20 protein-coding genes and 1 pseudogene are annotated in these 25,965 nt (G+C 58.1%); 14 read left to right on the plus strand and 7 right to left on the minus strand.

Annotation, left to right across the window (positions count from 1 at the left end; genetic code table 11):
* From NKJ04_RS10000 to fghA, 4 genes are all read left to right on the plus strand, one after another.
* On the plus strand, nt 1-1,767 hold the full coding sequence (locus NKJ04_RS10000) for a Rieske 2Fe-2S domain-containing protein (RefSeq protein WP_352674627.1): 1,767 nt from the start codon (nt 1-3) through the stop codon (nt 1,765-1,767).
* A 9-nt stretch (nt 1,768-1,776) separates the two neighbouring features.
* The gene (locus tag NKJ04_RS10005; RefSeq protein ID WP_352674630.1) at nt 1,777-2,427 is read left to right on the plus strand and encodes a glutathione S-transferase family protein; all 651 of its coding nucleotides are present in this window, start codon (nt 1,777-1,779) and stop codon (nt 2,425-2,427) included.
* A 159-nt stretch (nt 2,428-2,586) separates the two neighbouring features.
* Entirely contained in the window at nt 2,587-3,714 is a 1,128-nt protein-coding gene (locus NKJ04_RS10010) for an S-(hydroxymethyl)glutathione dehydrogenase/class III alcohol dehydrogenase (RefSeq protein ID WP_352674633.1), read from the plus strand.
* A 236-nt stretch (nt 3,715-3,950) separates the two neighbouring features.
* On the plus strand, nt 3,951-4,799 hold the full coding sequence (fghA, locus tag NKJ04_RS10015; RefSeq protein WP_352674636.1) for an S-formylglutathione hydrolase: 849 nt from the start codon (nt 3,951-3,953) through the stop codon (nt 4,797-4,799).
* 605 nt (nt 4,800-5,404) lie between these two features.
* Here fghA and NKJ04_RS10020 read toward each other — a convergent pair.
* Both NKJ04_RS10020 and NKJ04_RS10025 read right to left on the minus strand, forming a co-directional pair.
* Nucleotides 5,405-7,606, minus strand: coding sequence for an AAA family ATPase (locus tag NKJ04_RS10020; RefSeq protein ID WP_352674639.1), 2,202 nt, complete (start codon nt 7,604-7,606; stop codon nt 5,405-5,407).
* Between the two features lie 490 nt (nt 7,607-8,096).
* On the minus strand, nt 8,097-8,897 hold the full coding sequence (locus tag NKJ04_RS10025; protein WP_050587378.1) for a restriction endonuclease: 801 nt from the start codon (nt 8,895-8,897) through the stop codon (nt 8,097-8,099).
* Nucleotides 8,898-9,578: 681 nt separating this feature from the next.
* Between NKJ04_RS10025 and NKJ04_RS10030 the strand changes: the two genes are divergently transcribed.
* The 4 genes and pseudogenes from NKJ04_RS10030 (at nt 9,579) to NKJ04_RS10045 (ending at nt 13,190) form a co-directional block, all read left to right on the plus strand.
* Nucleotides 9,579-10,892, plus strand: a complete 1,314-nt coding sequence (locus NKJ04_RS10030; protein ID WP_352674642.1) for a GTP pyrophosphokinase — start codon at nt 9,579-9,581, stop codon at nt 10,890-10,892.
* Nucleotides 10,893-10,941: 49 nt separating this feature from the next.
* Nucleotides 10,942-11,367: a very short patch repair endonuclease gene (locus NKJ04_RS10035; protein WP_352674645.1), complete on the plus strand. Its 426-nt coding sequence runs from the start codon at nt 10,942-10,944 to the stop codon at nt 11,365-11,367.
* On the plus strand, nt 11,351-12,514 hold the full coding sequence (locus NKJ04_RS10040) for a DNA cytosine methyltransferase (RefSeq protein ID WP_352674648.1): 1,164 nt from the start codon (nt 11,351-11,353) through the stop codon (nt 12,512-12,514). The genes NKJ04_RS10035 and NKJ04_RS10040 overlap by 17 nt, the downstream gene beginning before the upstream one ends.
* A 158-nt stretch (nt 12,515-12,672) precedes the next feature.
* Nucleotides 12,673-13,190 (plus strand): annotated as a pseudogene (locus NKJ04_RS10045) (Eco29kI family restriction endonuclease).
* A gap of 11 nt (nt 13,191-13,201) precedes the next feature.
* Here NKJ04_RS10045 and NKJ04_RS10050 read toward each other — a convergent pair.
* The 3 genes from NKJ04_RS10050 to NKJ04_RS10060 are packed head-to-tail and all read right to left on the minus strand — an operon-like array spanning nt 13,202 to nt 17,768.
* Nucleotides 13,202-13,723 carry a hypothetical protein gene (locus NKJ04_RS10050; RefSeq protein WP_023686213.1) on the minus strand — a complete coding sequence of 174 codons (522 nt, stop codon included), beginning with the start codon at nt 13,721-13,723 and terminating at the stop codon, nt 13,202-13,204.
* Nucleotides 13,720-15,393, minus strand: a complete 1,674-nt coding sequence (locus tag NKJ04_RS10055; RefSeq protein ID WP_023686212.1) for a DEAD/DEAH box helicase family protein — start codon at nt 15,391-15,393, stop codon at nt 13,720-13,722. The genes NKJ04_RS10050 and NKJ04_RS10055 overlap by 4 nt, the downstream gene beginning before the upstream one ends.
* The gene (locus NKJ04_RS10060; protein WP_023686211.1) at nt 15,390-17,768 is read right to left on the minus strand and encodes an ATP-binding protein; all 2,379 of its coding nucleotides are present in this window, start codon (nt 17,766-17,768) and stop codon (nt 15,390-15,392) included. Before NKJ04_RS10060 ends, NKJ04_RS10055 begins: the two co-directional genes overlap by 4 nt.
* Nucleotides 17,769-17,887: 119 nt before the next feature.
* On the opposite strand from NKJ04_RS10060, the gene NKJ04_RS10065 reads away from it, so the two are divergent.
* The 3 genes from NKJ04_RS10065 (at nt 17,888) to NKJ04_RS10075 (ending at nt 20,725) form a co-directional block, all read left to right on the plus strand.
* Nucleotides 17,888-18,592 carry a hypothetical protein gene (locus NKJ04_RS10065; RefSeq protein ID WP_352674653.1) on the plus strand — a complete coding sequence of 235 codons (705 nt, stop codon included), beginning with the start codon at nt 17,888-17,890 and terminating at the stop codon, nt 18,590-18,592.
* A 161-nt stretch (nt 18,593-18,753) separates the two neighbouring features.
* Nucleotides 18,754-19,692 carry an SEC-C metal-binding domain-containing protein gene (locus tag NKJ04_RS10070; protein WP_352674656.1) on the plus strand — a complete coding sequence of 313 codons (939 nt, stop codon included), beginning with the start codon at nt 18,754-18,756 and terminating at the stop codon, nt 19,690-19,692.
* 118 nt (nt 19,693-19,810) lie between these two features.
* On the plus strand, nt 19,811-20,725 hold the full coding sequence (locus NKJ04_RS10075) for a hypothetical protein (protein ID WP_352674658.1): 915 nt from the start codon (nt 19,811-19,813) through the stop codon (nt 20,723-20,725).
* A 115-nt stretch (nt 20,726-20,840) separates the two neighbouring features.
* On the opposite strand, the gene NKJ04_RS10080 is transcribed toward NKJ04_RS10075, so the two are convergent.
* Both NKJ04_RS10080 and NKJ04_RS10085 read right to left on the minus strand, forming a co-directional pair.
* Nucleotides 20,841-21,089: a conjugal transfer protein TraD gene (locus tag NKJ04_RS10080; RefSeq protein ID WP_023686206.1), complete on the minus strand. Its 249-nt coding sequence runs from the start codon at nt 21,087-21,089 to the stop codon at nt 20,841-20,843.
* Nucleotide 21,090: 1 nt separating this feature from the next.
* Nucleotides 21,091-21,417: a conjugal transfer protein TraD gene (locus NKJ04_RS10085; protein WP_352674662.1), complete on the minus strand. Its 327-nt coding sequence runs from the start codon at nt 21,415-21,417 to the stop codon at nt 21,091-21,093.
* A 172-nt stretch (nt 21,418-21,589) separates the two neighbouring features.
* Between NKJ04_RS10085 and traA the strand changes: the two genes are divergently transcribed.
* The 3 genes from traA (at nt 21,590) to NKJ04_RS10100 (ending at nt 25,673) form a co-directional block, all read left to right on the plus strand.
* On the plus strand, nt 21,590-24,631 hold the full coding sequence (gene traA / locus NKJ04_RS10090; protein ID WP_352674665.1) for a Ti-type conjugative transfer relaxase TraA: 3,042 nt from the start codon (nt 21,590-21,592) through the stop codon (nt 24,629-24,631).
* 128 nt (nt 24,632-24,759) lie between these two features.
* Nucleotides 24,760-24,975 (plus strand): helix-turn-helix transcriptional regulator, encoded by a 216-nt coding sequence (locus tag NKJ04_RS10095; RefSeq protein WP_033001299.1) that lies wholly within the window; start codon nt 24,760-24,762, stop codon nt 24,973-24,975.
* Between the two features lie 302 nt (nt 24,976-25,277).
* A complete protein-coding gene (locus NKJ04_RS10100; RefSeq protein WP_352674668.1) occupies nt 25,278-25,673 on the plus strand; it encodes a sigma factor-like helix-turn-helix DNA-binding protein in 396 nt (131 codons plus the stop codon).
* Nucleotides 25,674-25,965 lie beyond the last annotated feature (292 nt).

Consider the following 25,965-nt stretch of genomic DNA (forward strand, 5'->3'; position numbering starts at 1 on the left):
ATGTTGCAAGAAGCCAGAAGCCGGTGGCATCCGATCGCCGCCGCCCATGATTTGCCTTACCGCCACGTCTTCCACGGCCAACTGCTTGGCCGGGAGTTTGCCGTCTGGCGAGCCGATGACGGTTACGTCAACATCTGGGAGAACCGCTGCCTGCATCGCGGCGTAAGGCTGTCGATCGGCATCAATGACGGGCGCGAACTGAAGTGCCAGTATCATGGCTGGCGTTATTCGAACCGCACCGCCGGCTGCACCTATATTCCCGCCCACCCCGCCGATGCGCCGGCCCGCACCATCACCAACCGCACCTTTCCGGCGGTGGAGCGCTATGGCCTCGTCTGGTCGTCCGAAGAGCCGCAAGGGGAGGTTCCCGATGTCGCCGGGTTGCTGGAGGGCAAGTTGCTTGCCTTGCGTGGCATTCCGGTCAATGCGTCGGCAGGCAAGGTCGTGGAAAAGCTGAAAGCCTATCGGTTTCAGCCCAGCGGAGCCGTCGATGGCGACGCCGCCGAGATACTGGTCGAAGCCGTCCAGGATTTTGCCGTGGCGCTCCGCTCGCGTGACGGCAGCCAGGAGACGCATGGCGTCTTCTTCGTTCAACCCGTCGATTCCAACCGTTCGGTCATTCGCGGCGTGCTCGATCGGGACCTCGAAGGAGCCGCGCGTATCGCCGCCTTGCGCCACCACAACGAACGCCTCGGCAAGTTGCGCGATGCGGCGGAACATGAGGCGGCAAGCGCCGCCGCGCCCGCGCCGATCGAGCCTGTCTATGAAAAAGTATCAGCCGAACTCGCCGAAATGCCGGAACTGACGACGCACGGCCGCAAGGCGGCGCTGCGCGTCTCTGTGGCAAGGAAATGGCAGGCCGCCGACGGCATAGCCGCCTTCGAGCTTCGCCCGATCAAGGGCCTTCTGCCCACTTTCCAGCCAGGCGCCCATATCGATGTCCACATGCCCAATGGCGAGGTACGGCAATATTCGATCACCAACGGTCCTGGCGAAACCGACAGCTTTACCATCGGCGTCAAGCTGGAGAGGGATTCGAAGGGCGGCTCGAAATGCATGCACGAGACGGTGCGTGAAGGTGACGTGCTGGCGATCTCCGAGCCGCGCAACAATTTCCCGCTGCGCCGCGACGCGATCAAGACGCTGTTCGTCGCCGGCGGTATCGGCATCACGCCATTGTTGGCGATGGCGCAGGCGCTGAAGAACCAGGAACTGGCGCACGAATTGCACTATTTCGCGCAAGGGGAGGAGCATCTCGCCTTTTCCGATCGGCTGCGGCAACTCGGTGGCTCGCTGGTGCCGCACCTTGGCCTCACGCCGGAACAGACAGGCGCGAAACTGCACGAACTGCTTTCCGCATACCGGAACGGCATGCATGTCTATATCTGTGGCCCCGGTCCGATGCTGGAAGCTGCCCGCAGGACAGCGGCGGAGCAGGGATGGCCCGACAGTGCGGTTCACTTCGAGTACTTCAAGAACACCAACAAGATCGATGACAGTTCGAGCTTCGAAGTGGCCCTGGCGCGCTCCTGCGTCACGCTCAAGGTGCCTGCCGGCAAGACCATCATGCAGGTCATGCGCGAGAACGGCATCGATGTACCGTCGTCCTGCGAGCAGGGTGCCTGCGGCACTTGCGTGGCGACGGTGATCGAAGGCGAACCTGACCATCAGGACGTCTATTTGAACGACGCCGAAAAACAGGCCGGGACCAAGATCATGACCTGCGTTTCGCGGGCCAAGTCGGCACGCCTCGTGCTGGACATCTAGGAGCAGCCGATGATCACGCTTTATGACTACGAACTGTCCGGCAATTGCTACAAATTGCGGCTGCTGATGAGTTTCCTCGGCATCGACTACAAGACCGTGCCTGTCGACTTCTACCCCGGCCGCGAGCACAAATCCGAATGTTTCCTGAGGCTCAATCCGCTCGGACAGCTGCCGGTGCTCGAGGATGACGGTCTTGTGCTGCGCGACGCGCAAGCCATTCTTGTCTATCTCGCCGCCAAATTTGATCCGTCAAAAAGCTGGTACCCGCTAGACAATCCGGCGTTGCTTGGCGAGATCAGCCAGTGGCTGGCTTTCGCCGACGGCATCACCGGAACGGCATCGGCGGCGCGGCTGCATGACAGCCTGTTCTACGATTTCGACATCGATGCGGCGCGCGCCGGCGCGCATCGGCTATTCCGCATCCTCGACGAGCATCTGTGGTTCGGCGAACAGCAAGGCCGCAACTGGATCTGTTCGGCCGGTCAGCCGACCATCGCCGATATCGCCTGCTTTCCTTACGTCATCCTGTCGGAAGAGGGCGGCATTCCGCGTCAGGACTATCCGGCAATCCGGCGCTGGTGCGACCGGGTCAAGCGCATCAAGGGGTTTACAGTGATGTCGGGCGTGTTCCCGGCTGGTCCCGGCAAGGTCGCCGCTTAGAGCATGATCCCGAAAAGTGGAACCCGGTTTTCGGAAAAGATCATGATCAAACACTGAGGGCTCCATCCCGATGCCATCGGGATGGAACAGGCTTTAGACCGATCACCACGAGCGGAGCCATGGCTTCGGCAAGAACAAGTTTTGGGAGAGAGAGAAAAGATGAAAACCCGCGCCGCAGTTGCTGTCGCCGCCGGAAAGCCGCTGGAGATCATGGAGGTCGACCTCGACGGTCCGCGGGAGGGCGAGGTGCTGGTCGAGATCAAGGCAACCGGCATCTGCCACACCGATGAGTTCACGCTTTCCGGAGCCGATCCCGAAGGCCTGTTCCCGGCCATTCTCGGCCATGAGGGTGCCGGCATCGTCGTCGATGTTGGCAAGGGCGTCACCTCGGTCAAGAAGGGCGACCACGTCATCCCGCTCTATACGCCCGAATGCCGGCAGTGCCCGTCCTGCCTGTCGCGCAAGACCAATCTGTGCACGGCGATCCGCGCCACGCAGGGCCAGGGCTTGATGCCGGACGGTTCGTCGCGCTTCTCGATCGGCAAGGACAAGATCTTCCACTATATGGGCTGCTCGACCTTCTCGAATTTCACCGTGCTGCCCGAGATCGCACTGGCCAAGGTCAACGCCGACGCCCCGTTCGACAAGATCTGCTACATCGGCTGTGGCGTCACCACCGGCATTGGCGCCGTCATCAACACCGCCAAGGTCGAGCAAGGCGCTACCGCTGTCGTCTTCGGTCTCGGCGGCATCGGCCTCAACGTCATCCAGGGCCTGAAGCTTGCGGGCGCCGATATGATCATCGGCGTCGACCTCAACAACGACAAGAAGGAATGGGGCGAGCGCTTCGGCATGACGCATTTCGTCAATCCAAAGGAGATCGACAGCGACATCGTCCCTCACCTCGTCAACATGACCAAGCGCGGCGCCGACCAGATCGGCGGCGCCGACTACACGTTCGACTGTACAGGCAACACCAAGGTGATGCGCCAGGCGCTGGAAGCCTCGCATCGCGGCTGGGGCAAGTCGGTCGTCATCGGTGTTGCTGGCGCTGGCCAGGAGATTTCCACCCGGCCGTTCCAACTCGTCACCGGCCGCACCTGGATGGGCACCGCCTTTGGCGGCGCGCGCGGTCGCACCGACGTGCCGAAGATCGTCGACTGGTACATGGACGGCAAGATCCAGATCGACCCGATGATCACCCATTTGCTGAAGCTGGAAGACATCAACAAGGGGTTCGACCTCATGCATGCCGGTGAAAGCATCCGCAGCGTGGTGGTCTACTGATCGGTTTGAGCCATACGCCGCGCTGAAAGCTCTGTGTTCCCAAAATACCGGCTTCCCCAGCATCGGCGTAAGACCGGTGGCGCAGGCATTCCGGAATGCCCGCGCCGCCGGTCGATCAGACCTGCGTCATCCCACGGAATCCGGATCATCCAATCCTCCAGGGTTGCCGCGATCCCGACCGAAGCCGTAGACACGGCGACCAAGGTTGGCGTTTTGAATTGGCGGAGAAAAAGCACATGTCAGGGTCGATGAAGATCATCTCTGCTGCCAGGTCGCACGGCGGCGTGCAGGGCGTCTATTCCCACGCTTCGGATGACTGCGCCTGCGACATGAATTTTGCCGTTTTTGTGCCGCCGCAGGCCCGTGAAACGCCTTGCCCCGTGGTTTGGTACCTCTCCGGCCTCACCTGCACCCATGCCAATGTGATGGACAAGGGCGAGTACAGGCGGATGGCCGCGGAGCTTGGCCTGATCGTCGTTTGTCCAGACACCAGTCCGCGTGGCGCCGACATTCCCGACGAGAAGGACAATTGGCAGTTTGGCAGTGGCGCCGGCTTCTACGTTGATGCGACGCAGGAGCCTTACGCGAAGAACTATCGCATGTACTCCTATGTCACTGAGGAACTGCCGGCCCTGGTCGCGCAGGAATTTCCAGTCGATATGAGGCGCCAGGCAATCTTTGGCCACTCGATGGGCGGCCATGGGGCGCTGACGATTGCGCTGAAAAATCCAGAGCGCTTCAAGAGCTGCTCGGCGTTTGCGCCGATCGTGCAGCCAGCCACCGCCGGCTGGTCGCGGCCTGCTTTCGAAAAATATCTCGGCAACGACGAGGCCTCGTGGCGGAGCTACGACACCATCTCGCTTATCGAGGATGGACACCGGTTTCCGGGGTTTCTCATCGATCAGGGAACGTCGGACGGATTCCTCAATGATGGGCTGAGGCCCTGGCTTGTTGAAGCGGCCTGCGCCAAGGCCGGCATTCCGCTCACGCTGCGCATGAAGGACGGCTACGACCACTCCTATTTCTTCATCTCTAGTTTCATGGACGACCATCTGAGATGGCATGCGGAACGGCTTTCGTCATAAGGTTCAAGCCGATTTGGTGCGTTCAGATTGGCACAATTCGCCCGTTCCATAACGATCAATAAGGTCTTGTCTTTGGGTCACCAGAGCATACGAGAACATACGACGGATATGGCTGGGCGAACCCTCCCGCTAACTTTGTTGAAAAGACCACGCCGCTCCGGGCCCACCACGGCTACGCATCGCGACCATCGAGACCCAACTGTGAACTCAAGGCTGCTTTTGGGTGGGTGCTCCGTTTGATTTCATTGTGAAATCTCGTCCGAGGCCGCTACCATCGAGGGGAATATTCGGTGTATATTTCAGCGGGTTAACCAGAATCTGGTAGCGGGAGGCCGTTACACAGCGAAACCCACTATCGAAGAAGCGTTCTTCTGTTATCGGAGGCACGCTGCTTAGTCAAAATCCTTCAGGTGGCGCGGCCGAAACTTTGCGCAACGACGGAGGCCATGACGGTAACGCTGCTGTGGCGGTTTGCGAGCCCGGATATCACCCTGCCGGCGCCGTCGGCCGAGGAGATCGCGGCAGGGGAGAAGCGCGCGGAAGTCGCGCGCAAGGGGGAGAACGCTAAGCGGCGACGGATCAAGGCTCAGTCGGCCGGGCGCTATTTATGCCTTCTCAAGATCGGTGAACAACTTCGTCCAGCGATCCAGAGTTTCAGTGTCGAACTTGCCCGCACCTTGAGCAAGAGCTCGCTTTTTGACCTCCCGTGCAAGGTCTACCTTCCATCCGTCCTCCAGAAGGACGCTCTGTTGTGCTGCCCAGCTTTCGATTTGCGGCACGATCGGCTCTCCAGCCTTCAGCACATCTGCGAAGAGTGTCTCGGTGCCACGCTGCCACCGATCGACGACTGCGGCCAGAAAATCAGGGGGAAAGAGGTCCTCGATTTCTGAATCCTTTATCGAGGTATAGGCGTCCGTCGATAGCACCCGACCTTTGGCCGATTGGTAGAGCCCGTTGCGAAGATCATTGGCCATCTTTCGTCCTATCTCGTCACCGTCTAGGAGCATCGCCGGCAACTCCTCATCGCGGCCGGAAAGGATGCTAGCTACGACCTTCGCGTTCTTGGCGCCATGAGATGGGGGGAACACTATTTCGCGCGAGGGATTGATGCGGCTCGCCGAGATGAGAAGCATCTTGATTGTCGACAAATAGTGCTGGTCCGAAGGACCCTCAACAATGACCGGCAGGCAACCAAAAAGGATGCTCTCGGCTACGTTCATGTTCAGCGCTGAATAGATGGCATAGGTGGCACCGGCTTTCCGTGGATCCTCGCTACCTCTCCGTAAGTCAGCAGAGGCTTTCGTCGAGCCATCGTCTCCCAGATAGACTTTGCGCGCCCGATCCAGCATGTCCGCGTCGACCAGGAATGGCGAATGGGTTGTGTAAATAATCTGGTTGGTGTCAGCGAGGTTCTCGAAGAATGCCGATAGGTCGCGCTGCGCCAGCGGGTGCAGAGAGAGCCCAGGCTCATCCAACAAAAGGACGGTATCCTTGAGATCGCTTTTCCTCTCGACGAGGAAGATGAGGTAGAAGCTCAGGAACCATTGCAGCCCGGTGCTTCGATCCTCTAGTTCGACCTTTTCGGGCCTACGGGCGTCACTCACCCAGATCCGGAAATGATTTCCGTCTGCCTGAAAATCGAACGTGTAATCGCCTTGCTTCCACCAATCCCGAAACTCTTTGGTCAATTCTGTTCCAGCCGAGTGCAACATGATTGTGCGCTTGCGTTTCCTTTCCGCAGCCTCGGCGATTTCACCCTCTGTGGCGGTACCGGTCTGCGCGTTGGTTGCTTCCAGTCCCAATTCCAGTATCTGTTCAGGCTGGAGTCGAACGAAGCTAAATAGCACTCGCAGAGTCCGCGCTTTGGCAGCCTCCTTTTGCCCGAGATCGGTTCGCTTCAAGTTCTCAACGACGTGCGGAAGGTAGATCTCTGAATCGAGATTCCCATAGTTTGAGTAGTAGACGAACTTCGGCAGAGCAGCGACTATAAGCTCTTCAACCCCTTCGACGTCTCCCGGATTTGGAGCCTTAAGCCGTGTTGCGATGCCGTCCAGATTCTCGATAAGGAGCATAAACCGAGGCACGATCGAGCTTGTTGTGGCCGGGGTTGGCGGAAGGCGGCCTTTGAGCTTTTCTGCGAGATCGAGGAGGTCTCTGGCATTGATTTTCACTTTACCCTCCACCGAGGCCGAGGCATTTTTAATTGCCGCGATGAAGTCCGGTTTTAGGGTCCCCTCTTTTGCGAGTGGAGCGATGGCCTCTATTTCCGCAAGCGCAGTTCGAAAGACAGCATCTAACGTGTCGACGCCTACCAGGCTTGAGGGCGAGTGTTTCGGGAACGACACATAGAACTCTCCGTCAAACGCTCGGGAAACCTCAACCCGGTCGAGGATCGATGCGTCCAGGCCGGTTAGAGTTGCAATCTTAGGTGCGAGTTCTTTGCACTCGAAATCAGCTGTGATGAAAACGTAATCTCCGGGTGCCTCCTGAATGCGGTTAAAGGTTGCCTTCGGATAGTCCGAAGTCGGCTTTATCTCCCCTTCACGCGCCGGGTTCAGCTTCCACAAGGGAAGGAGGAGGTTTGTCTTGCCGGACTCGTTCACGCCTATGAGGGCAGTTACCCGCTCTGCTTCGACCCAACCACTGTCTACTACCGAGCGAAAGTTCTCAACTTTGAACCTAATGAGCTTCACGGCCGTCCCTCCCAAAAATTGCTTGCTATAAAGCACCGGGAGGTCGTCGTTGTCGACTTCCAACAACGGCGGCGATGCTTCATCAATAGGTTTCTTTTTTGGAACCGACGGCAATACTGCTCAACGATGGGCTAATTTGTTGAAACCCACAACGCGACATCGCGATCATATCGCCACGTCGCCATGGGGCCGCCTTGGCCTTCGGGACAGCCTTCAATGGAGATTTCGGAATGGGCGTGCTTCGCTGCGGTTCGTTCCCCATGACGCGTGGCCTCCGACAGATCCGCGTAGAGGCCGGTTGCTGGATCGCTGTCGATAAGTATGACGTAACGCATTCCCTGACCTCTTCATGTCGCGCCGCATGTTGTGTGGACTGGCCGAGTGTCGCAGGAAACCCTTGGAAATCAACGGTAGCCGCTTGCAACATGGGGCGACATGCAATGGGCCAGCTTTGAGGGCTGGCCGCCTATAAGAATCTGATTTCGCTCACGAAATTGCGGAAGCGGAAGACCGCTACATTACCAAAGCCACTATCGAGGAAGCGGTGTTTCCCTACCGACGACTGTCAAAGTGAAGGTCCGACACCAGTCATCTCTAGGCCTAGTCACTCACCGAAACGAAGCGGCTTCTCGGCAATTTCCGCGGCCTCTTTGTCGCGGGTGATGGGGTTCACTTTTCTCAGCTCTGCCAGACCTTCCTTTCCGGCCGCTTCCAGCAACGACAGCAGTTCCCGATAGCCTTGCACATTCTGTGCGGCTTCCGGGACGTCTGCACCCATCTCAACAATCTTGGATACATCAAATGGAAGAGGGGGCGCCCTGAACCCGCCCTTTAGAAGCCCGCTGAAGGGCGAGAACGACATAAGCATCAGCCCCGCGAACAGATGACGGTCCCAGACCACATCATACGCGGCGCGTTCTTCATCGGTCGTAAGACGATCGTACCCGGGCTTGCCAAGCATCTCGTAGTAGGTGTGGAAACCGTGCAGTGAGTCTTCAATTGCCCACAGCCGGTTGCGATACCATTTTTCGAAGAAGCGCTCCTGGAATTGCTCGAATGTCACCAGATTGATGTTTGTCGCGGCGACCGCCTCGATCGCCCCGGATTGAAAGCCCTCCCGCGAAATAATGTAGCCATTATTGGCGCCCGTCTCCTGCATGACGGTGCGAAACGCATGCACGATCTCCTTCGGAATCCTGGCCTTCCAGTTCTTGCATTCGCATACCGTGATGCTGGTAATTCCATCCACGGTCTCTTCGGCCAGTACGTCGACATCGACGCTGCCGCGCGGCAACTTTATCGTCACCTGCCTTGTGGCTTTCATCCCGCACTCTGCAAGGATCGCCTGGATTAGATCCTCCAGCTCTTCCCAACTGTCCGGGATCTTCACCGTAATCAATGGCACGCAACGCTCCTCTTTGCATTCGCGGGAGCTTGGCGAAGAATCGCACGCGATGAAGCTTCCGAGTAGTTAATAGAATAGCTAGGCGGCCTCGCAGGGGATACCCGCACCTCATTGAATCACGAAGCACTCGATTTTCGGCTGAAGACTACTGATCACACTACCGGGTCAGCCGTGTTTTAGGCCAACATCGGTTTCGTTGGGCGGTAAAACGGTGAGCGGAGCCCCTGAATTTGTCGTTCCAAATGGGCCGATCCCGCTTGGGTGCAAAGATCAAGGTTCCGAGGGTGCCAACTGCAACTGACGATAATAACTGTGTCTGAAGCCCTTGCCGTCATTTCTCCAATAGGTGGGGTATTTATCGCCTTGGCACCTCAAGCCGTTTTCTTTTATCTGCTCGCATTTGGACGTCAATATCTTAGCAATAAACTACGGAAGAAACCCGTAGGGTTCACGAACTTTGCCACAAGTTGGCGCCCTGCGAAAATTCGCAGAAATCCGCGATTGTTTGAATTGACTCGGCTTAATGTGTGGCGCGTTTTGTGACGGATTGCCCCGCGTAAAACTGCCGCCTCAGCTCAGGCTGTAGATGCATCCGGTCGACCCACCGACAAGTCGGACTTACCCCATTTTGCTTGAACACATTAGGCACGGTTCGATAAGGTCGCGAGAGGGAGGGCCACCGTGTCGCAAGTTGTTCCAGATTTTGTAAGCGCCTATACGCGCGAATACGACTATTACCAGTCGGCGTCGGCGATTTGTAGCCTCCGTTGTGAACAGCTTTTGGCAACCCAGGGGATTCGGGCTATCGTCAGTCACCGCGCTAAGAGGCCAAATAAGCTCCTGGCCAAGCTCCAGCAGCGAGACAAGGATAAGAATTACCAGAATCACGATGAAATTCGGGCCGACGTCCCTGATCTAGCGGGTGTGCGGATCGCACTTTACTTTCCGGGCGACCGGGAAAGGGTAAAAGCGATCTTGAGCGAGAAGTTCGATGTCCTCAAGGCAAAGGACTTTCCCGAGAAAGGAAAGCCACGCAAGGACTCAAAACGCTTCGACGGATATCACGCCGACCACTATCGCGTCCTCATGCCCGCGAACGCGCTGGAGGACGGCGAAAAATCATACGCCACTGCGGCCATCGAAATCCAAGTCGGTTCCGTCCTCATGCACGCCTGGGCCGAGGTCGAACATGACTTGGTCTACAAGCCTGAAAGCGGCATGCCTTCGGAGGATGAGCACGCTATCCTCGATGAATTGAACGGTATGGTCATCGCGGGAGAGATCGCGCTTGAGCGGCTTCAAAAGGCTGTGGAACGTCGACTAAGCAGTGCGCAGGATAGGCAATTCGACAATCACTACGAGTTGGCGGCTTACTTGTACAAGTGGATGCGGGGAAGCGTGCCAGAAGGCACGGAGCCCGCGATCGGCCGTGTCGACATTCTTTGGGAGTTGCTCAAGCGAGCGGATTTAAACAGCCCAGGAAAACTACTACCTTTGTTGCCGGACGCCGCAGCGGCCTCCAGCGGGTCGGCCTTATCAGATCTGCTCGCGGACGCCGTCCTTGAATTGTATCCAGAACTGTATTCGTCTTACGGAACGCTGCAGTCTAGCCTGGCGACCCCAGATACATCCGCGCAACCCTCTCCACAGGCCACCGCGCGAGCCGACACAATGGGGGACTTTCTCTCGGCATGGGTCACACTCGAACGCACATTCCGAATTTTGGGAGCGGACCTTACCTACTCCAAACGCGGCTACGTCGACCCCGTCAAGGCCGCCAAATCGATAGAACTTTCGGCAAGCGCGTTGGAAACCATAGGCGGAATCCGGCGCCTTCGGAACAATTTGGTGCATGGGATCGATATCCCCTCACGCAAGGTGTTGATTGAAGCGAGGAATTCGTTGGATTCCGTCTTCCAAGAGCTAGAAAGCCATCCGGAGGCTCGGGTGCGTGACGCCTTATCCGAGGCGAGAGACCCCACAACCAGACCATGATTGCCGCAGCTCGAAAAATCGTGGCAACTAGCTGCACCTTGGATGACATATGGTTGATACCCTAAGCACATCAGCGCGATCCGAACGGATGTCTCGAATTGGCCGCAAGGACACGAAACCCGAGATGGTTGTCCGTCGCCTAATTCATTCCCTAGGCTACCGCTATCGCCTTCACCGCCGCGCCCTGCCGGGACGGCCAGACCTTGTTTTTCCAACGCGACGCAAGGCGATTTTCGTGCATGGTTGCTTCTGGCACCGACACTCCGATTCGCGCTGCAAGCTGGCGCGCCTGCCAAAATCGCGTGTGGAGTTCTGGATACCCAAGTTAGAGGCTAACGCCGAGCGTGACAGCAGAAACGAGCATGCTCTCGATAATTTGGGGTGGGGTGTTCTTGTAATATGGGAATGCGAGATAAAAGATCGCGCTTTGCTGGAAAGCAAAATACAGGCATTCTTGAATGATGAAATCGATTGAGCTTTTCGCTGGCGCTGGTGGACTTGGGATAGGATTGCACGACGCGGGATTTAACCCGGTGAACGTGATTGAGTGGGATTCCTATTGTTGCGACACGATCCGCGAAAACAAGAAGCGGGGGATTTCGGCGGTCAAGAACTGGAAGGTCACGCAAGGCGATGTGCGGCTAGTCGACTTCAAGCCGTATGAAGGAAAAATTCGCCTCGTGTCAGGTGGACCACCTTGCCAGCCGTTTTCGATGGGTGGCAAACACGCCGCCTACGATGACGCGCGAGATATGTTTCCCCAAGCTATACGCGCCGTGCGTGAGACACGCCCACAGGCTTTTATCTTCGAAAACGTCAAGGGACTGACGCGGGCGACCTTCCGCAACTACTTCGAATATATCAAGCTCCAGCTAGAACATCCTGAAATCAAACTCCGCCGCGACGAGGAGTGGGGGGATCACTTGGCGCGCTTGGAACAGCATCATACGAGTGGAAGCAAGGCTGGCCTGAATTATCGTGTGATTACCCAGGTCGTTAACGCAGCCAATTACGGCGTTCCGCAAAAACGGGAACGCGTGATTTTCGTGGGTTTTCGCGAAGACCTCGGCGTGAGTTGGCATTTTCCACTTGCCACGCATTCCCGCGAGGCACTCCTTTGGAGCCAGGTGCACGGCGACTATTGGGATCGCCATAAAGTCGCGACGAAGGACCGTCCGCCGCAGTCTTCCGGCAAGGGGAACCTCAATCCGGATAACAGAGGGCAACCGCTTCCATGGCGCACCACCCGCGATGCGCTTGTCGGTTTGCCCGATCCGGAGTTCGATCCTCGTGGCAGTGAGAAGTTTTTGAACCATCGACTGCAAGCAGGGGCACGCTCCTACAAGGGGCATACCGGAAGTGCGCTGGATGAACCCGCCAAGACGCTAAAGGCCGGAGTACATGGAGTTCCCGGCGGCGAGAACATGCTCGTGCGCCCGGATGGATCGATCCGCTACTTCACCGTTCGCGAAAGCGCGCGTTTGCAGACCTTTCCAGATGACTTCCTGTTTCATGGATCATGGAGCGAGACCATGCGCCAGCTCGGGAATGCCGTGCCTGTCGACTTGGCTCGCATAGTCGGCGAAAGTGTCGCCAGCCATTTGCCGAGGAAGGCCGCGTGACGGGCTCCTTACAATCTTCTCGATAAGGCAAACCTTGCCAAGAGCATTGAATTTGAATTGCTTGGACGCGCACCCGCACCGCTCTCGGCTGTGAACAATGTCAAAGGCGCGGGCATCTACGCAGTCTACTACATCGGAAAATTTCGGCTTACGCACCGATCGCGGCGAGAAACGCGGATGGCGCTTATGCTCAACCGACCTATGTCGGGAAGGCGATCCCAAAAGGCGGGCGCAAAGGTGGTTTGAGCGCTGATGCTGCCAAGGGTCGCGCCTTGGCTGATCGTATCGCGCAGCACGCCGCCTGGATCGAGCAGGCCACCAACCTGGACACCCAGGACTTTTTGGTTCGATACTTGGTCGTCGATGATATTTGGATTCCCCTTGGCGAAAACATGCTGATCGAGACGTTCAAGCCTTTGTGGAACAGCGCCATGGATTCGGAAACAGGGACCCGGGTAATCGCCGCGCGACACAGTATCGCTCGTCTTGGGATGTCCTTCACCCAGGTCGCGCCTTCTCAACAAAGTTGGCAGAAAGCCCACTGACCAAGGAGTTCCTAGAGCGGCAGGTATCGGATTATCTCGCTGGCAGACCCTTCGAAAAACTTCCAAAGGCTCTCGAAGACCAGCAAGCCGCGGTACAGGCTGAGGCGGAGCAAAGCGCCGACGAAGTCTAAATTTAGTTGCTTCAGCCGAGCCAGATTATCTTTTCCACGCCGAGTTTGGAAGCCGCGCTTTCCACCACGCGACGACCTTCCTCCTCCGCGAACTTCGAACCTGCGTGGGTCAATATAGCAGCGTAAGGCGTGCCAAATTCGAAGGCTCGTTCGTGAAGAGCCATGAGCGTCGCCTTCCACTCGCTTGCCTTGCTCCAAGCGATCTGGCGGTCATCATCGAGCAACCGTCCATGCGGCTTGATGTATGTGGTAACAGGCTTTGCACTGGCCGGAATCCCCAAAACCCGAAAAGCCAGATCATGACTAGCGGAAGCTTCTCGCGTGTAAGGCTTGAGGAGGGTATCCTTGATGTACACGCGAACCTGGCGAGGGTCCATGTACATCCCTAGGCGACCACCTACGTCCTTGGTCTCTGTCCAAATGCCGTAATAGCGTGACTTGTCATTGGCCGAAAGTGAGGGCCAACCAAGCCGGTCAGCCTCAGCCCATAGCTTCTCCTTGATCTCGCGCCGAATTTTTTCGGGGACGCTCATGCGACGCCTCCAGGTTGCGGCGTGTCGGGGAAATCAAACCTAGGCATTTCCAGTTGGGCGTCCCCCTCGCGCAGCATCAGATCAGCCTGATCCTTCATCCATTCGAACATGAAGCTACCTGCCGACGCATCCCTGAAGTTTATCAGATGGTGTCCAAGAGGCAGACGCTCCAGCGGGCCTGACGCCGCCTTCTGAAGCTCAACCAACTCCGCGATGCGGCGCAAGTCTGTCACGAAATCTAGCACAACAACCTTGTCTTTCCCGGGGCTTAGCCGAAGTCCACGACCGAGCTGCTGCACGAAAATTCGCCGACTATGCGTGGCGCGCATGAATACGATCAAGTCAACGTCTGGGACATCGACCCCCTCATTGAAAAGGTCAACACTGGTCAATAAATCGATGTCGCCGCGCCGGAACATCGCCATGAGCCTGTCGCGCTCACGCGCGTCCTGTCGGGATGAAATCGACTCCGCGCGAAGACTGAAGCCACGTAGCGATCCCGCGAAGCTTTCAGCGTGATCCACGGTGGGGGAAAATACGATTCCGCCACGACGTTCCTCGTGCTTGAATACCTCCGCGATTTGACGCGCAGCTTCCTCGTCGCGGGTTGGCATGATGAGCTTCTTGTTCAATTGGTTCAGCGAATAATTGTGCACAGAGCGGTCTTGAACGAATTTCCAGTCGATATTGTCGGCCAGCAGTCGGTAGTCCACTTCGCTGAGATATCTATTCTTGAGTCCATCCGAAATACCAAGGCGAACCAGTGGCTTTCCAAGAATTGCGTCGATGTCGAAGCCGTCGCCTCGCCATGGAGTCGCCGTGACTCCTCCCACCATTGGCGGCTCAAGCGCTTCCAGCGCCCGCCGGAATGTCGTGGAGCCGATATGATGGGCCTCATCGACGAGAACCAATCCAAAACTCGGAAGGTCATCGACGCGCCCAATAACGCTCTGCACGGTCGCAAAGGTGATTCCGTCGTAGAACGAGGGCGTTTCGTCGCCCGAAAGCAGATGCGTCGGAACCCATTTGGGTAGCTGATACCAAAAGCCAAACTGGAGCTGACGGACCAGTTCGCGCTTGTCCGCTAGAACCAGCACGCGGTTTTCGCGGATGAGTCCATCACGGTACATATCGCTGACCACCTCAGCCATGACCACGGTCTTTCCAAGGCCAGTCGCCAAAACGATTTGAGATCGTCCCGTGTCGGTCAATCCTTCTCTAAAACGCGCAAGCGCATCTTGTTGATAGGGTCGGAGTTCCCGCCGCGACTTTGAATACTCCGGGATGCGCGCCGCCATGATGGCGAGCTTCGCTGGGTCCAAGAGTTCTACGTTCACACCGATGCGGCGGTAACGATCGATCTCCGCCTGTAATCCTCCCCCAACCGCACGCGACGTCGCGACGACCATGCGATTTGCCCCGTAGAAGGTGCCCGCCTCGACTGCCTCTTGCACGGCGAATTTATTCGCGGGCGCGGTGGTGGTGTGCTTGCACTGGACGACCCAGATTTCACCGTTCTTAACGCCAACTATATCGGCTCCCTTGTCTCCGGTTCCCCCAACCACACGGACATCGTCAAATCCCGCATAAATCAGCAGTCGTGCGACATCGCGTTCGAAAGCCTGCCACGGGCCGCGGAGAAGGCGCCGATCGTCGAGAAACGGTGTCATTGAGACGGCTCGACATCCGGCCTGAGAAGCAGCAACGACATGACCGCTCGGATAATCTCATCCTTCGAAGCCATTCCCAAATCACTCAGGTCTTGTTTCGAAAGCCAGATAGCATCGCTCACTAGGCTCACGTACTTGGATAGGACATTCCGCCTAGCGTCCTCGGTGATGTCTGGGTCGCCGTAATCGAGGTCGGCGTAAGCATCGGCCCAGATTTTTCCATCAAAGCAAAGCTCGGGGTGCCTAATGATCAGCGTCCTGATTATGTCGGAGGGTGCCGATTGCAGGAAGCTGCCATCAATCGTTGCCTCTGCGGGTTTGATCTTTCTTGCCGCGAGCGCGCGCATAACGGTGGTTTGCTCCTGCACCGATAAATCATTGAACAACGACGCACGTTCTTCAGGGGCACACGAATTCACAAGCGCGCGTGCCACATCAACGAGAATCGCTGCTGCGTCGGCTGGAAGCGCTTTGAAGTCGAGAGCATTCTCATCGCCGTACGCGGCACGAAATTCGCTAAGAATCAGTGCGATGTCCGGCGCGTACTTTGAGCTGCGGGTTTGATCGGCGGTCATGTACGCGAGATGTGTCAACATCCCATCCCGGGGCGTCATCGTAATCGACTGGAAGACCGGATGGGCGGGGTTATAAAGATAATGGTGCGTCTTAGTCGGAATATCTCCCAGCGTGACGGCCCATGGCGCGCCTGCGGGTAAATCAGGATCATTAGAAGCAACTTCGAATGCCGCGACATTCCATGTCATTGACGACGATTGATGATGATACTTTCTCGTAAGGTTAGGCACCTCACGCCGTACGGGGGGCGCGGGAGTGGGGGCGGCAGGCGATGGTGTGGGCGTAGGCTCAATACCCGGTGCTGGATCATCCATGATTCCAGCTGGCAACCCGTCCTCACCACCTGGTGTCGATTGAGAACCGCCGCCCGGTTGTCCAGCTTGTCCAGGCTGACCTGATTGCCCGTAGAGCAACTCGCGATCGGCCGCTTCCACCAGCTCAAACCATTTCGCGTCGTCTTGGTATTCCGGATTGCCGTCATGGAAATAACTCGCCATTTCCATCGCGAGGTTGTTGTCCTTTGCGATGAGAATACGCGCGTATGCGCCCGCAGTTTTTGAATGAGGGCTGGTGCGGCGGAAAGCCCGAAATAGAGCGAATAACGGCGAATCGTTCGTTGCAAAACCAAGGTCTTTGGCCTTTTCCGGGCGTAGCGGCCCGTCGCCGCGTATAAGCTGCACCATCTCGGTCCAAGTAGGATCAGCACGGTCAAAACGATCTTTCGCGTAGCTCACCCGGCAGTGATCAATGTGAATTTCACCAACGATACGTCCGCGGTTACGCTGATCGTCGGTCGGATATTCTAACTGCTCGCTCTCCTCGCCACCATTCCATGAGAATAGGTCCTTGCTCGCGATTTCAATTTTTCGACCATTCCGAATGAAATCGAGGCCGTACTCCGATTGATCAAGATACCGTTGAATGCCAATCCACCCCTTGATCCTGCGCTTGCGCTTCACAATCGAGCCACTCGTGTCGCACAGCGGACAAGGCTCCGATTCCGAAGCCTCAGGCACCCAGGATAAACAGTTTGTGCAGTAGAGACGTTCGGACAGTGCATGGTTGATAGGAATTACCGCACTGACGCTCGTGCCACCCACGCCCGGCACAACACGATCCTCATTCCACACGCAGTGGCGCCGCGCTTCTAGTCGCTTGTTGTTAATGTAAAGCTCGAAGCTAATAGGGACGCCATTCTGGCGCAGCATCGCGGAGTATGCCTGAGCGAGTCGCTTTTTCACCGTCGTCTGATTGGCACCCTTTGCTAGCCACTTACGTTGCTCTGGTTTGAGCTTCTTGATGGTGACTTCGGTTCCATGCTGCTCCGGATCAGCCTTGGGCCTGGTGAGTTTCGGAGTGCGAAAATGCCGCTGGCGTCGCAACTCATCGAAGTCGATCGTAAGTCCATGCCATTCAAGCTCGCCCTTTCGGGTCGTCCAGACTTCGGTGACCGAGCCAAGACGTGCGGTCGCGATATTGAAGCCCATGCCGAATAACCCCAGACTGTCGATCGGATTGTTTCCAGACCATCCAGCGCTGACGGCCTGTTCCAGAACGTCCACGGACATGCCGGACCCGTTATCTTGGATGCGCACCGTTGCGCCGTCCTTGTCAGAGTTTGGCAAGGTTACGTCTACCCGCGCGTGCGCGATTGGCGCGTCTTGGCGACTCTGCTTTAGAAAACCGTCAACGGAATTGTCTACCAGCTCCGCGATGCAACGCCATTGGTCCAGATTTATCTCGCCCAACATGGGAAGAACCCGCGGACTTGGTATTAAGTTAAACTCGCCGTTCGTCATCACGTTGCTTCCCTGCCCACCAGACATATTTTCGATTCCTGATATATTAACAATTTGCATGCAAAAATAGGGACACCCTTGCAAATGCTAGCGAATGGTACATGCTTGACGGAATTCCCATGGCGACCCATTTAACCGGCACGCCGGTAGTGCTCGAATCGGATAACTATTTGGGTCGCCTCCGCCCTTTCGTTGACGATACGATCGAGAAGCTTGGAAGCGCAAGTTTTCGTGAGGATCCGATCGCCGGTCGGAAATATTCGCGCGCGACCTCAATAATCAGCTCAGCGTACAAGCGGCACGGAGCAATTCTCGACAGGGCTCTTCTGGAGCGCCTTAAGGACTGCGCCCGCCTGCGGGTTTGGACGGAAGACGACTTCAAGCTTTCACATGAATCACTTCAACGCGTTCGCATGAGTGAACGTATCGAGCCCCTTCTGGCCACAGCTCTCCCCTACGGCGATCGTGAGCGAGCCATTCGCGTTGACATTATCGTCTTCGACGAAGAACGGGGCGCGCTGACCTCGTACAATGTCAAAAGAGGGAACGGATCCTATGATGGTGGCAAGCGGCGCATGTTCCAGGAGGATCTCGTTCGAACGCATATGCTCCTGCCTGACTACGGAAAGACTCTCGGCCTGATTCCAACGGAAACACACTCGCATATCGTATTCTACTATGGTTTGCTTTCGCTGCCGGCGCCGCTGGCGATAGCTGGGAAGGACCTAGACTCACATTTCAACTTCCCGGTCGTTGAGGCCATCGAATGCGTCAATTCATATTTCGTTGACCGCTTGCACGCGTTGATCGAGCAGGACAAGTGAGCGATCGGTGGGATCTTTGGCTTCAGGCGTGGCGACGAACCCCTGGCCGGGAAGATCCTCGACGAACATCGCGTCGGAGCACGGCGTGGGGTGAGACGGGCATTGATGTGGCCTCGATAAGCAGACACTCTGACGTGCTAGAACCTGACCCTCGAGCACCGATGCCGACGTCGAATCCGAAGCCAGATGACCCGTGCACCTGCAAGAGCGGTAAACGCTACGCGGACTGTCACGGTCCTATCGTCGAGGCGCCGAAAGGCAAGGCGATCTTTGTCGGCCAGAAAATGTACGCCAAGACTTGGGCCGTGAATGCGCAGCACTACGACGCTCAGGGAATTTACGGCAAGCTCGCGGCCGAGTTGGCGGCGGTGTGCGACTTCCGTCGGGTGCTGGACATAGGCTGTGGCCTGGGCCAAGGTCTGAAGGCATTGGCGGAGGCGATCCCGCAGCCGGACCGGCTCATCGTGGGGATCGATGAGAACCCTGACTGCCTGAAGGCCGCCTCCGATCTCCTGGCAATACCAGCAGCCGGCGCCGCGCTTGGACGCATCAAGCCGGAACGTCAGCTGAGCGGGTATTACGCTTCGAAAGTCGCCACAAAGCCATTGAAGCTTAGCGGTGACTTGCTTCTGGTCCACGTCGACATGATGGTTGCTGATCCCGCGTTCGAGGCTTGGCTGGATGCAACCGGACCCTTCGATGCCATCACGTTGTGGTTTTCGGGCGTCCACCCGGCGCGGTCGATGACCAAGGTTTCGCAGAAACTGGGCGCTAAAAACGACGCCGATCTGCGTGAGGCTTTGGAAGATCGGGTGATGGAATTCACAGTCAAGCGGCTCCGAGCCGGTGGTGTCCTGCAAATGGTCCAGCGCTTCGCCGGTAATGTCGAGGCCGTCCGCCAACAGCGGGAGGCGGAGGTCCTTTCCGGCCTTGCCAGCTATCCATTTGAGCTTGTCAGTGTCAGGAACTACATCTATTCGGAGCCGGATTCTGATCAGGCCATGACCGTGGACTCGGTGTTCATCGATCTCAGCGGTCACGCCCGTTTCGCGTTGTCGATATTGATGCGGCGGAACCACATGACAAATGACTTCGATTGACGCAGGAACCGGCCTTTCCTAGCCGCTCGAAGCTGCAACAAGGTGGTCTAGGCGACGTGACTGCGTCTTGACGAATAATGCTGGCCAGCCGGCCCGGTAGCACATATCACGCGTGGCTATGATCATCGACATACCCACCTCCGCCGATTTCCATGCTGCCGGCGTAAAGCAGGTTCATCTCGCGTGGCAGATCGCGTTGCAATCACTGCGGGATTACGACGAGGCCACATATTTCAAGCTGGATGGTGAAACGCCGGAAGAAGCGACAGAGGACTTCTGGCGGCGCTCGCAGCCATTGCTTGCCAACGCCTACAGTCTGATCCAGCACGCGATGGAGCTGGCGTTGAAGGGGCGTATCGCGGCGATTACACCCTACCTCCTGATAGGGGATCCGAAGGACTGGGCAAATTCGGCCGCGACTGGGACGGCATCTTTTGGCGAGTTCCGCACGCTTGATGCGGTCGATCTGGTCAAGGTCCACAACAGCGTCATAGCTCGGCCGCTGGACGATGTTTTCAAAGCCTTCTGGGACCAGGTTCGGCGCGACCGAAACCGGATCATGCATTCGGCCGCACCTGGAACATTCACCGCCGCGGTGGTCGTCAAAACGATCCTGACCGCAATAGACGTTCTGTTCAGTGAGATTCCCTGGCCGCGTCGGCTCCTGCAGATGGAGTATGAAAGCAAGTTCGCGTCGCTTGGCTTCGTGGACGATGCACACACCAAGGTTCTATCACAGATCGGCAGCGCTATCCGGCAACTGACGCCGGCAGAAGCGAAGCGGTTCTTCGGCTTCGACAGCAAGCGCCGTACCTACCTATGCCCTCACTGCTATTTTGCAGCCAATCACGACTGGCAAGATGAGTGGCCACATCTTGCACAATTCAAAACCAAGACACCCGGGGCCACGTCGCTTCACTGCTTCGTATGCGAACGGACCATCGAGGTTGAGCGAGTGGCTTGTAAGGACGAGACATGCCAGGGAGACGCAAACGCCGAGGGGATCTGTCTCACCTGTACCCGAACACAATGATGGTGTTCGAAATCAGCGTCGATCCGGCTCGGATCCTGAACCAGAAAGAAGGCGGCAGGATATCGACGGCCCGTGCTGTTGTGACTTTGCACATGCGCCACTGGCGGATCCTCCGCTAAGTCCGCTGGTCCTTTCGCTCCTCAAGCCGTTCCGCATCGAACGCTTGCCTACCCTTCGCAGTCCACAGGTTTCGCGCATTCTTCCCTTCATGGCTCCGCAGCTTGGCGGCGATCCAGAGCAGCGCGCCGTAGATGGTAGCGCGATCATCATTGGTGAGCTCGACAATGCCTGCCTTGATGACGAGACCGCCAAGTTCGATGAGCTCCCGGGTGCGCTTGCGTCGCTCGACCTGCCAGATCCTCATGTCATTGCGAGCCCGAGCTGCCTGCTGGCGATTGTGGGCTGCCCGATTGCGCTTGAGCGCTGCGAGGGTTGCGCTGAGATGCCGAAGCAATTCGCCGTGACCCGCTCTCGAAAAACATCAACCCACACTTGGCCCATGCCTCACGCTTTGCGGCGTCTTTCGTCTCGGCGATTGCGACCAGTGCGCCGGCCAGTTCGTCGGTGCTGAGCTGATCGGCACCGGTGGCAATCACCAGTTCGCCAAGTTGCTGCACCTTGCGCGTCTTGAGTTCTCGCGCCTTGTCTTCCAACGCCTTCAGTTCCGTATCGAAGTCACGTGGTTTGCGCATGGTTGTCTCCGTCTGTTGTCGATCGGAGGATGATAGGGGAGTGGCTGGCGGAAGGCTTCAGGGTCGCCGAGACAGCCCGGGACGGGCTGGTCCATCCCGAGAATTTTTCGAGGGAGGGCGCGCTTATACGTCGTGCCGACGTAGGCTTTGACGTGCAAATGATCCTGTCGTGATGGCGATCTATCATCTTCACGTCAAGGTCATAGGCCGCAAGGCTGGGAGTAGCGCTGTGGCATCTGCTGCCTACCGCTCGGCGTCGCGGCTGCGCGACGAGCGGATCGACCGCACGCATGACTTCTCCGCTAAGCGCGGTGTCGTCCATTCCGAGGTGATCTTGCCGGAGAATGCGCCGGACGTCTGGAGCGACCGCGAACGGCTGTGGAACGATGTCGAGGCGTTCGAGGTCCGCAAGGATGCGCAGTTAGCCCGCGAGGTGGAGTTTGCCCTGCCGCGTGAACTCAGCCAGGCGCAAAACATCGAACTGGCGCGCGACTTTGTGCAGGCCGAGTTTGTCAGCCGGGGCATGGTCGCCGATCTCAATGTGCATTGGGACAGGGCAGAGGATGGAAGCCAGAAGCCTCATGCCCATGTCATGCTCACCATGCGCTCGGTCGACGAGAACGGCTTTGGCGCAAAGGTGCGCGATTGGAACGTCACCCAGATGGTCGAGCGCTGGCGCGAGCGATGGGCGGAGCTTGCCAACGAACGCCTGGCCGAACTCGACATCGACGCCCGCATCGATCATCGCAGTCTGGAAGCCCAGGGCATTGCCCTGGAGCCGCAAACCCAGATTGGCGGACCGGCCCAACGCATCGAGGGCAGTGGCCTGGACGCTGGCGAAGCAGATCGCGCCGAACTGCATCGCGAGATCGCGCGCAACAATGGTGCGCGCATCATTGCCGATCCATCCGTGGCGCTGGATTCCCTGACCCATCAGCAATCGACCTTCACCCGAAAAGACATCGCCAAGTTCGCGCATCGGCACAGCGAAGGAATGGAGCAGTTCACCGCGGTCGTGGCAGCCATCAACAACGCACCCGATTTGATTGAACTCGGCAAGGACGGACGCGGCGAAGATCGCTTCACCACCCGGCCGATGATCGACACCGAGCAGCGCCTTCACCGCGCCGCGGAGCGTATCGATTTGGACGAGCGCCACGCAGTAAGTGAGGCACATCGCGAGATAGCGCTGGCGCGGGCTGCGCAACGCGGTCTCGTCCTTTCGGGCGAACAGAGTGATGCATTGGATCACATCACGAATAGCCGCGGTCTTGGTGTCGTTGTCGGCTTTGCCGGAACGGGCAAGAGCGCCATGCTGGGCTTTGCGCGCCAGGCATGGGCAGCGGCGGGCTACGAGGTTCGAGGTGCCGCACTCTCCGGCATTGCCGCCGAGAACCTGGAAGGCGGTTCAGGCATCTCGTCACGCACCATAGCCAGTATGGAGCATAGCTGGGGACAGGGCAGGGATCTGCTCACCGCGCGCGATGTGCTTGTGATCGATGAGGCCGGCATGGTTGGCACGCGCCAGTTGGAGCGCGTGCTCTCGCATGCCGCCAACGTTGGCGCCAAAGTCGTCCTCGTCGGCGATCCGCAGCAGTTGCAGGCAATCGAAGCCGGTGCTGCATTCCGTTCCATCCACGAGCGACATGGCGGCGTCGAAATCGGCCAGGTGCGCCGGCAGCGCGAGGACTGGCAGCGTGATGCCACGCGCGATCTGGCAACCGGCAGGATCGGCGCCGCAATCAGCGTCTACGACGCGCAAGGCATGGTGCATCAGGCTGCAACGCGCGACGAAGCGCGAGCTGAACTCGTCGAGCGCTGGGATCGCGACAGGCAAGCGCATCCAGGGGCAAGCCGGATCATTCTCACCCATACCAACGACAAGGTACGTGCACTCAACAACGCTGCACGTGAGCGCATGCGCATTGCAGGAAATCTCGGCGAAGATGTTCACGTGAATGTCGAACGCGGTGCAAGGAAATTCGCCAGCGGCGACCGGGTCATGTTCCTGCGCAACGAGCGCGGGCTCGGCGTCAAGAACGGCACGCTAGGCATCGTGGAGGAAGTCACCACACAAAATATGACGGTTCGCGTCGACGACGGCAGGTCGGTGCGCTTCGACCTGAAAGACTACGCGCACATCGACCACGGCTATGCCGCGACCATTCACAAGGCGCAGGGCATGACCGTCGACCGGACCCATGTGCTCGCTACGCCTGGCATGGATGCACATGGCAGCTACGTCGCCCTGTCGCGACATCGCGACGGGATGGACCTGCATTACGGCAGCGATGACTTCGCGACCCCCGAACGGCTGGTCCGCACGCTGTCACGCGACCGCGCCAAGGACATGGCGTCGGATTACGAGAAGGTCGACCCGGCGCAGAGCTATGCCGAGCGGCGCGGCATAACCTTCCGCGAGCGCGTGGTAGAGATCGTGCGCCGCATCGTTCCGGAGAAGCTTCGCGACAGGATCGGCGGGCTGCTGGACGGGTTGCGCTCGCCTGGCGACGCCGGGCTTGACCAAGACCTTGGGCGCACGCCGGGAAGGGAAGACGGTGGAGCGCGAGGCGACGATGCCGTCGCCGCGCCTGGAAGGGAAGCTTCCGCCAGAGGGGCGCAGCGCGACACGACTGTGCCGGTGGACGCGGAAGCGGCGTTGCGCAGCGCTCGCACCCAGGCGCTTGTCCGTCACGCGCGTGCGCTCGACGCGATCCTCAGTACTGGAAATGCAGACGGGCAGGGCAGTCCCGAGCAGATGCGCGAATTGAGGGAAGCCCGTAGCGCTTTCGAGAAGATTCGGCCGCATGGTTGGCGCGACGCAGAAGCGGCCTATGTGAAAAATCCCGAACTTGTCCGTGAGGCGGGCGCCGGCCGCGTCAGCCGCATCGTGCTTGCTCTCCAGCTTGAAACGGAAATTCGCACCGGACTGGACAACGATCCGGTCCGCCGCGCCGACCGGTTCGTGGAACGTTGGCAAAAGCTCGACCGTACGGGACAGGAGCAATATCAGGCCGGCGACATGTCCGGCTACAAGTCAACGCGCTCGGCCATGTCTGACATGGCCAAGAGCCTTGAACGCGATCCGCAGCTTGAATCCCTGCTTGCCAATCATAAGAAGGCGCTTGGCATCCAAGTCGAATCCGGCCGCCGCCTGGGTGTGGAACTCGCGTTCAACCACGGCATTGGCAGCGGCCGTGGCATAGGAATCTAAACCCTCCGATTTGCCGCCGTTTCCACTCCTCAGATCAATGAGACGACAAATCTGATTGCGCGCGAGCCTTGGTTTGTCCTGTCTGGTCCAGCGGGTGCCAAATGCTCTCAGCGAAAGGCAAAGCGGCCATGCCTGAACTAGATCGTATCATTCGCCTTCGGACCGTCCTCGCGCGGACCGGCCTTTCCCGTTCAACGATGTACCGCAAAATCGCCGAAGGCACGTTCCCGGCGCAGATCAAGATAAGCGTAAATGGTGCGGGCTGGCGGGAGTCGGACATCAATCGGTGGGTCGCTGATCCTGTCTCATGGCACACCAGTGCATCACGAAAAAACAGCGACTAGTGCCGGTGGAGTGGCACGTTGCGCCCATCGTTGAACAGTCCTCTCTGATGTAAGTTCAACGACTGGGAATGGCCGGGTCCGGACCGTCCGGTGCTAGGTAACGTTCAGCCGCAAGCTGCTGTTCGGATCTGCCTCACCGGGAGTTTGCCTAGACTGCTCATGATCCGATGGCTGCCTTCCAGCCTGTTTTTCCGATGCCTCGAACCGGACATAGAACCGTAGCCGGACAGGTTGAAACTACCCTTGTCAAAATTTGGTAGTTCTGGTATCCGAATATTACAAATAGCAGGAAAGTGATTTGTATGGTCAAGGCCCTTCGCCTCAGCAAGGTACATAAAAGCGAAAAAGCTCTCGTCCCGATTGCCAGCAGTGCGGGACTGGCATCCGAGTTGAAGGCGCTGACGGACCGCCTCTCAGATGACCCCGGAGTGAAGAAATTCACGGTCACCGTGAACAAGGAAACAGGAATCGCCAAGGCGACCGCCGTGGGACATCGTGGCCAAACCTTCACGCAGGAGGTTGTTGGGCCAGGGTTGACCGTGACCTACACCCCAAAGACCAAGGGCGGGAAAGCTGCGCGGGATCAGAACATCGTCGCGCTATACGAGCGTGATTTGACCCAGATGGAGATTGCGGAACGCCTCGACGTGTCCCAATCGACAGTGTCTAATATCCTGCGACGTGAAGGCTTTCGCTAAATCGCAACTCAGGGCGGCCGATATTTCGGCGCGAAACCGCCCACTCAGGTTGTACCGCTCACAGCCCGGTTTCCGCAGTTCATCGCCCAAAGCCCCAAGCCAGGGACCCATCCAGTCTCGGTCTTTCATGTCGGGCCAGATCCCCTGGATTCTGCAAGAATTCATTTTGGCCGTTGGGGGGCCGGAAGCGAGCGGCCGTTCTCACGCGTCGATCAGGGTTAGTGGACGTTCGATCGCAAAGTTGCCAGCGTCAACTTCGAACGCATTGTTGCTGCTTGTAATGTTGCAGCCC

The organism is Mesorhizobium sp. M0618, assembly GCF_040320765.1.
Lineage (GTDB): Bacteria > Pseudomonadota > Alphaproteobacteria > Rhizobiales > Rhizobiaceae > Mesorhizobium.